At 42.1% G+C, this 8,246-nt stretch carries 6 protein-coding genes; 2 read left to right on the top strand and 4 right to left on the bottom strand.

The window, feature by feature from the left end; translation table 11 throughout:
• Positions 1 to 33: 33 nt before the first annotated feature.
• Both E1163_RS04805 and E1163_RS04800 read left to right on the top strand, forming a co-directional pair.
• Positions 34 to 1,317 (top strand): OmpA family protein, encoded by a 1,284-nt coding sequence (locus tag E1163_RS04805; protein ID WP_155170061.1) that lies wholly within the window; start codon positions 34 to 36, stop codon positions 1,315 to 1,317.
• A 91-nt stretch (positions 1,318 to 1,408) separates the two neighbouring features.
• Entirely contained in the window at positions 1,409 to 2,710 is a 1,302-nt protein-coding gene (locus E1163_RS04800; RefSeq protein WP_155170059.1) for an OmpA family protein, read from the top strand.
• Positions 2,711 to 2,788: 78 nt separating this feature from the next.
• Here the strand turns inward: E1163_RS04800 and E1163_RS04795 are convergent, their stop codons facing one another.
• The 4 genes from E1163_RS04795 to E1163_RS04780 all read right to left on the bottom strand — a co-directional run.
• The gene (locus E1163_RS04795; protein WP_185155958.1) at positions 2,789 to 3,382 is read right to left on the bottom strand and encodes a PRC-barrel domain-containing protein; all 594 of its coding nucleotides are present in this window, start codon (positions 3,380 to 3,382) and stop codon (positions 2,789 to 2,791) included.
• 17 nt (positions 3,383 to 3,399) lie between these two features.
• Positions 3,400 to 4,017 (bottom strand): hypothetical protein, encoded by a 618-nt coding sequence (locus E1163_RS04790; protein ID WP_155170055.1) that lies wholly within the window; start codon positions 4,015 to 4,017, stop codon positions 3,400 to 3,402.
• A gap of 238 nt (positions 4,018 to 4,255) precedes the next feature.
• Positions 4,256 to 6,154 carry an asparagine synthase (glutamine-hydrolyzing) gene (gene asnB / locus E1163_RS04785; RefSeq protein WP_155170053.1) on the bottom strand — a complete coding sequence of 633 codons (1,899 nt, stop codon included), beginning with the start codon at positions 6,152 to 6,154 and terminating at the stop codon, positions 4,256 to 4,258.
• A 15-nt stretch (positions 6,155 to 6,169) separates the two neighbouring features.
• The coding region (locus E1163_RS04780; RefSeq protein ID WP_155170051.1) for an ATP-binding protein at positions 6,170 to 8,246 on the bottom strand (2,077 nt) is incomplete at its 5' end.

Below are 8,246 nucleotides of genomic sequence, written 5' to 3'. Positions count from 1 at the left end.
ATCTTTATACATTGAATTTTTTAAACTTAAGATATGATAACGCAAATACTAACCGGGAGGCTAAGGTTCTTGCCTCTGATTTTTACCGTTTGGCTAGCTTTTCCGCATGCAGGATCCGCGTCGGAAAATGGGAAAGAACCAAATTCCGTCGAGACTAGCTATGTAGTGATTGGTGCATTCGCTTATCAAAATAATGCAATACGTTTTACGGCATATGCAAGGGAAAAATCACTAGATGCAAACTATGCACTCAACCCAAATCGTAATTTATATTATGTATATGTCTTTTCCTCTCCAAATGTAACCGCTGCCATTGAAGAAGTTCACAGGGTAAGAGCTATGGAAGGCTTTGATGATGCCTGGGTTTACCAGGGATCCCTGGGAGAATCCACTATGTCCACACCTACAGTCAAAACATACAAAGAAGAAGATATAGAGCAGGTAGATGAGGAATATGAGGCTGAAACTGAAACGGAAGAGCTTGATGATGAAGTTTATCAGGATGATGAGCCGGTAAGCGAAGAGGTGGAACCTGTGCTGGAAGAGGATGAGCCGGAGATTGTTGAGGCAGTTGCTGACAGCGGTATAGATAAAAAAGAAGGTTATTATTATCTATATTTTAATGCTATCAATAAGAAAACCCTGAAAGAGGTAAATGGTAATATTAAAATTCTTGATCTTGAGAGAATTAAGGAGATTGGGCAGGGGAAAACGCATGAAATTGTAGAGTTAAGAGATCCGAATAACGGAACACGCAGAATAAAATTGATTAGTGATATATTCGGTTTCAGGGAAGTGCAGCATGAGTTGGATTTGGATGATCCTGTTAATGATACTACCCAGGCTTATACATCTGTAGTAGGCGATTCCATTATTGTGGATTTTGAACTGCAGCGATTTAAAAAGGGGGATGTGATTGTAATGTACAATGTCTATTTTTTCATAGATGCTGCCATTATGAAGCCGGAGTCAGTTTATGAACTTAATAGCTTCCTTGATATGCTTCAGGAAAATGAAAACCTGAAAGTAATGATCCATGGACATACCAATGGGAATTCGCACGGAAAAATAATCCACCTCAACCCTGATGATAAAAACTTTTTTAATATCAACGCCAACCACCAGGAGACTGTAGGTAGTGCCAAAAAGCTGTCATTATTTAGAGCAGAGACCATTAAGGAGTGGATGTTGCAACAAGGCATCAGTGAAGACCGGATAGAGGTAAAAGGTTGGGGAGGTAAGAGGATGTTATACGACAAGTTTGATCCACAGGCGCATAAAAATGTACGTGTGGAAGTAGAGATCCTGGCAGATTAAAGTGTTGAAAATGTTGACTTTACTTACACCTTCGCCCCATTAGGCATATTTATTTATTATATTATCCCTTAAACCTAACCCCATTTTCGCCATGTTTTTTAGCATACGTCCCATAGTAAAAAAAACGCTGGCTTTAAGTATTTGCTTATTTGTTGTCACCCAATTCTGTTCTTTTGCCCAAAACCAGAGGCCTAACGAAATGGCCTCAGGTTATTATATAGTTGTAGGGGCATACTCACCGAATAAGGAGCATTATGCCAGGCGCTATGTAGAAACAATAAACAAAAATGGTAAAGAGGCAGATTATGGCTTTAACAGTAAAAAGAACCTGTACTTTGTCTATTTGGACTACTCACAGAATTATAAGGCTGCAATAAGCGAAATGCGGCGTACCCGTGAAAATCAGCAGTTCAGCGATGCATGGGTATTCGTCTGTTCAGGCAAAGAAGGTTTGGTAATGAATGAGGAGGAAAAAAGGCGTGCTAAGGAAACTACTGAAGTACTGAATAAAGAGGTAGAGGAGCTGGATGACCTCTATGCTGAAAAATTTAAGAAAGAGGAAGAAGATACTGATGATGGTGTCAGTGATAATAAAGAAACCACTGAGGAGATTACACAGGATCCTTCTGAGGAAATGGCAGAAGGTGGTAATGCCACAGTGGCAAAAACGGGTACATTGAAGGACTATCAACTGATGTTTCACTTGGAAAATGCCCGGAACAGCAAAGGGGTTGAGGGTGATGTGCAGGTCATTGATACGGAGAGAGCAAAACTATTGAAAGTAGCTCCAGGAAATGAATACGTGGAATTACAGGATCCGAATAATGGAACGGGTGAACTGACTCTAATATGTGATGTATTTGGGTATAGAAAAAGCCAAAAAAATATAAACTATTACCGACCTTTTAAAGATACTGTTTCTGCTGAGCTCAATATATTGCCTGATGTTTATGTAGTAAATTTTGACCTTGTACGTTATCATGTAGGTGACATCGTAGTTATGTATAATGTTTATTATTATAATGATGCTGCAGTTATGCGACCCGAGTCAAGGTACGAAGTGAATAGCCTGGTGGAAATGATGAAGGAAAATCCAAACTATAAGATCAGGATCCACGGGCATACTAATGGGAAAAGCCCTGGAAAGATCATAACTATGGGTGATTCGGAAGGTTTCTTTGCGTTGTCGGATGACAATAAAGAAGGATTTGGTTCTGCAAAGCAGCTTTCGAAGGAAAGGGCTGAGATCATTAAGTCCTATCTTGTTAAAGAGGGCATAGCGGCGGATCGTATGGAGGTTAAGGCCTGGGGAGGAAGAAGGATGCTATACGATAAGTTCAGCACCCAGGCTAAGCATAATGTGAGGGTCGAGATCGAGATACTTGAAGAGTAGGCATTACTCTCTAATGGAAAATATAAAAGGCTGCCCTGTTTTCCGGGGCAGCCTTTTCGTTTGTTTAAAAACACATGTTTACCGATTGTAAAAGCGTGTTTCATCAAACTCTCTTCTTTTATAGAATTCGCCCGGTACAGCCGTTCCTACTGGTCTGTCAGCCGGTTGTCGCATGCCGGCTTGCGGACTTGCCAGGGCTTCTGAAACTGCGAATTCGTAATCGGCACTTATGGGTGTACCCTTTCTGTGTCTTGGAGCTCGTTGAAAGGTTTCCCTACGTACCTCGTCTACCACTACACAATGGTCGTCTTTATCCAGCCGTGCTAAGCCAATAGGTACTATCAGGTGCTTGTCACCTTCCCTGTTGGTAAAGCCATGGACACCTTTCACGTTAGGGTTAGCCTGAGGGTCGTAGTCTTCGCCAAGAATGTTTTCATCCAACTCCACATCAAGGTATCTTACCTTTTCGTCTTTTACATCAACAAGCAGGTTGTCTATGGTGCCTACCTCATTGTGTGACGAATCGACGAGCTTCCATCCTCTGACATCAGGGTGCTCGCTGGCCACTTTGTACTTATCGAGATCATGAAGGAAGTACAACCTTTTGTCTTCTTCCCTGTCTCTGGTCTCTGTGTTTCTTATATTTCGATCGTTAATCTCTCTATGTGCCATTTTATTAGTCATTTTGGTTAAACATTTGCGCTCATTGCTTCAAGTACTTCGGCAGATTCATTGAAGAACCTGTGTACTTCATTTTTCTGGTTTGTGAGCAATGCATTAGGATTTATTGACTCAGCCGCATCTTTTAATCCCGATATATCGGTGCTGTTTTCAGGTAAATCCGCTTGCAGGTTTTCCATAATGTTTGCAGCATTTTTTGAAGCTTCCGACAGCAGGTTAGCGTGCTGGGTTGATGAAGTAGTTTCCTTAAGCTGGTCTGCCTTATCCCTTAATTCTCTCAGTGCATTTTCATTTTGCAGTTCAGCATTATTTTCGGTAGCTACCTCTTCCAGTGCGTCAGCCAATCGAGTTAGTGCATCGTGAGAGTACTTGTGCGAAACGGTTATTTTATTTCCGTTTTCTTCGATGTAGCTGATGTACTCTTGTACATCGCCTTCCTGACCATCTTCCTGCATATTGTTCGCATCAAAATCATTTTCCTCGTCTATTTGTGCTACTTCTTCTGTCTGAAATGTGTCAGGGTCATCATCATCAATCCACCATATCACGGCGGCTATTGCCAGTACTGCCAATAATATCCATGGCCATACAGGCGATTTCCGTTTTTCAATATTAATTTCAGCCATAACTTTATTATTTTTTTGATTTCACAAAAGTCAGGTTGATTGTAGTTAAGGTAAGTTCAGGTTGTTACCGAATAGAGTCCAAAACTTATGCCTTGGTCTAATATGTCTGTTAATAGTTCTGTGGAATGTGTAATGTTCTGAATGTCAGAATTTTGAATATTGGAAAGATGCTCCAGATGCTGCTGTTTGTGAGAAAATAAGCATACAAATAGTGGAATATGTACCCACGAAGCAGGTGCTACATGCAATACTTTTTCCACCACCATTGAAATACAATTAATGCCCATATTTGCGCGTGGACATCTCCTGGGTTTGAAGAGAATAGCTTACGCTTTAATTTTTTAGTCTCCGACACATTAAAAATGCCCTGTTGCTCAATGAAGTCATCCCTTAGAAGGTCATCGTTGATCATGGACTTCATTTCTTTTCTAAACCATTTGAGCAGGGGTACTTCAAAGCCTTTTTTTGGCCTGTTATATAACTCCGCCGGTAGAATGTCTCTGAAGCTGTCCTGAACTATCCTTTTTCTGATCTGACCATTTATTTTAGATGATACGGGCAACGAGAATGCAAATTCTACGACTTCATGGTCCAGAAAAGGTACCCGTACCTCAAGACTATTGGCCATAGACATGCGGTCAACTTTGGTGAGCATATCATCGGGTAGTACCAGGTTTACATCAGCATAGAGTATATCATTAATGTCTTCTTTTGCAGGTATTTCCCGAAGGATGTTGTTTTTAAAATCAAGGTAATTCTGTCGGTCAAGGTTCAGCAGGCTTTCAGGAGTTAGAAGCTTGTCAACCTCTGTTTCCGCGGCAAAACCGGCCCACTGCCAGTAACGCTCTTTACTTGTAAGCTTCATTCCTTTTCCGAAACGGTGCAGTTGCCGGAATTTGTTGGTCAATGGGTTGCTCCTGGATTTGGGAAGCAGCCCCCATAGAGGGGTTAAAGCCCCAACTGCCCTGGCTGTAGACCCGCCTGTGATCATTTTCAGGAATGCCGAATGTTTGTTATATCCGGAAAACAGCTCATCTGCGCCGTCCCCTGAAAGTGCTACTACTGAGTGCTTACGCGTTTCTTTAGACAATATATAAACGGCGATGGCAGAGGAGTCCGCAAAAGGCTCATCAATATAGTTGAGGATGCTGTTTACATGTTGATAAAGGTCATTATTGGTCAGTGAGAAAACCGTATGGTCAGACCCTATTTTCTTTGCAACAAGGCGGGCATACTCAGTTTCGTCAAAGAACTTTTCATCTTTATAGCCAATGGAGAAGGTGTGGAGGTCGGGCTTATGGCGTTGTGCCAGTGTGGCGATTACGGAAGAGTCTATACCGCCGCTGAGAAATGAGCCTACCGGTACATCCGCAACCAGTCTTTTTTGTACGGATTGCTCCATTAGCTCGCTTAATCTGGCTTTTTGCTCATCATAATTCAGGCTCGTATACTTATTTTTATCATAGGGGATCTTATAGAAACACTCCTTTTGGACCTCTCCGTCTTTAATAAAAAGCGTGTGCCCTGGCAGCAGCTTTTTCACATCCCTGAAAATTGTCTTTGGAGCGGGAATATAATTCAGTTGCAGGTAGGTATACAAAGCAGAATAGTCAATGGTTTTATCAATACCATAGGCCAGTATCGACTTCATTTCTGAGGCAAACAGCACCCGGTTTTCATCTTCTACATAATAAAGTGGTTTGATACCCATTCTGTCGCGGGCTATAAATACAGATTGCTCCTGTTTGTCATAGATGGCAAAGGCAAAGAAGCCATTTAACTTTTGAAGGCAGGATTTTCCTTCTGTAATATAAAGGTAGAGGAGTACTTCCGTGTCTGAACCGGATGAGAATTGAATGCCCTTGTTTAAAAGCTCTTCTTTCAGGGTTTTGTAGTTAAAGATCTCACCATTGAATATAATAATATACCGGCCGCTCTTGTCGGTCATGGGCTGGTGGCCGCTTGCCGAGGTGTCTATGATAGACAATCTTCTGTGGCCGAGAGCTACAATATTATCATGATAGGTGTCTTGAAAATCAGGGCCTCTGCGGTCCAGGGCCATAGTGGCATTGGCTACATTGATCATGCTAATCCTGCCGACCATGTTAAAGGCATACACTCCGGTTATTCCACACATAGCTGCAATATACTTTTAAACTGTAGGAATGTGCAAAGTAAATTCACTACCCTTATTTAATTCTGATTTTAGCTCGATTTTTATTCCTAGTATAGTGGAGGCCTTCCACGCAAGGTACAGGCCCAGGCCGTTACCTTTTGATTGAGCACTGGCTTTAAAGAAGGCGTTGAATACGCTGGGCTGAAATTCCCTCGGTATGCCCTCGCCGTTATCTGATATTGTCATGCAGTATTCTTCGTTCAACTGTTTGCCATCTATATTCACTTCCAGAGGCCTTTCATTGCCATAGGTAAGGGCATTTTCAATGATATTATGGATAACCACTGCTAAAAGTTCCGAATTGCTATTAATTACTCTTTTTTCTATATCAATGCACAATGTGGCTGCTCTGCGTTTTTCAGTTTCTTTATTTAATTCGATAACTTTTAAAGTCAGCTCCTGCAGGTCAACTTCTTCCAGCCTGGCGGGGGTATGGTTTACGCTATGGCTGATCTGGAGTTTGCGTAGCATATTGTCCATCCGGTCTGCTGTGGATTTGAGGCGCTCCAGTATGTCGGTGAGATCAGGATCTGTGGTATATTTTCTTGCCAGGTTTTCAAGTCCCAGGATAGTCGCAATCGGTTGGCGGATATCATGCGACGCGTGGTATAAAAATATATCCAGTTCTTTGTTCAGGCTTTTCAGGCTCTGGGTCCTTTTTTCTACCTCCTGTTCCAGATTGTCATTAATGACCTGGATCACCCTGTTTTGCTCTGCCAGTTGTTCGCTTTGCGACTCTATGCGTTCCTTCTGTTCCGCTAATAGTGCATTGTCCCTTTTCCTGGCATTAAGGTTAATATAGAGCAGGGCTGTTACAATAAGAATAATACAAATGGCCGCGGCACCGGCTAAAATGATGATGTTTCGGTAATCGATACGTTGTTGTTGAAGCTGGTTGTTTTTTGTAAGCAGGTCTATTTCTTTCAATTTGCGGTCAAAGTCATAATTGGCTTTTACCTGTGCCAGCTCCACCTGCTGTTTCCGGCCCATTAAGGTATCCTTTAAAGCCATATATCTTTGCTGATAAATGAGCGCGTTTTCAAATTCTTTTTTACTTGCATACCAGAGGGAGAGGTTTCTATAGTAATGGGTTCTTAAAATGTCTGTATTGCTTGCTTTGTTACCGAACACATACAATGCACTGTCATAGTAAACCTTTGCAAGTTCATTATTGCCGAGTTTGCTGTAAGCTTGACCAATGCTCATGGCTGAGTTTGCAGCACTTATCCATTCCTTAAACTTTTTACTGGCCCTTAAATCCTGCCTGAGGTAGGCAATAGCCTTCTCATACTCGCCTTTGAGCATATATACCGAACCTATATTGCCGATGGTCAGGTTTATCCAGAATTCATTGTTAAGGTGCAGTGCAATTTCCCTTGAGCTATCCAGGTAATAGATGGCACTGTCATATTCCTTTAGTTCGCGGTAAGTAACACCGATCGTGTTAAGCAGGTGCATGAGGTTGTATTGGTATTTTGTCTGCAGCTCATCCATCTTGAACCTGTCGTATATTTTCTTTGCAGTAAAACCATAACGTAGTGCTTCCCTCAGGTTTCCGGAGCCATAGTTGAGATTGGCCATGGCATATTGGACCTGGGCGGCTTCCAGAGAGTCTGCTTTTATCAGAATTTCGTAGGCCCGAAGTAATTTTTCAAGTGCGTCATCTTTTTTGCCCAGGGCATCATAAATGCCGCTCATACTTACCAGTATGTCTCCGTGCAAGCTGGGGTCGGGCCATGAAGCTGCCAGTTCGGCCGCCCGGCTTAAATGGGCTATAGCCAAAGAATGCTCCTTGTTGTTGGAATAGATCTTACCAAGGTTACGGTTGCACAATAATTCAACAAGGTAAAGCTCTTCTTCTTCGGCGTATGATAGCAGCGATTTTTGCAGGATCTCCGCCTGGTCAGAAGGGTTGTTGCGCAGGGAATCGAAGTAGGATATTATACCTGCATCTGATTTGGCTTTGATCTCGTAAAAAAACGAAGGAAAAGAGTCAGCCTGAGCCTGTACCTGGCTGCATAAGGAACATGCATATAATAGATAAGTTATAAAA

Source organism: Fulvivirga kasyanovii (assembly GCF_009711405.1).
Taxonomy (GTDB): Bacteria; Bacteroidota; Bacteroidia; order Cytophagales; family Cyclobacteriaceae; genus Fulvivirga; species Fulvivirga kasyanovii.
Note: the sequence above shows the minus strand (reverse complement) of the source record. Positions and strands in the feature narration are given on the sequence as shown.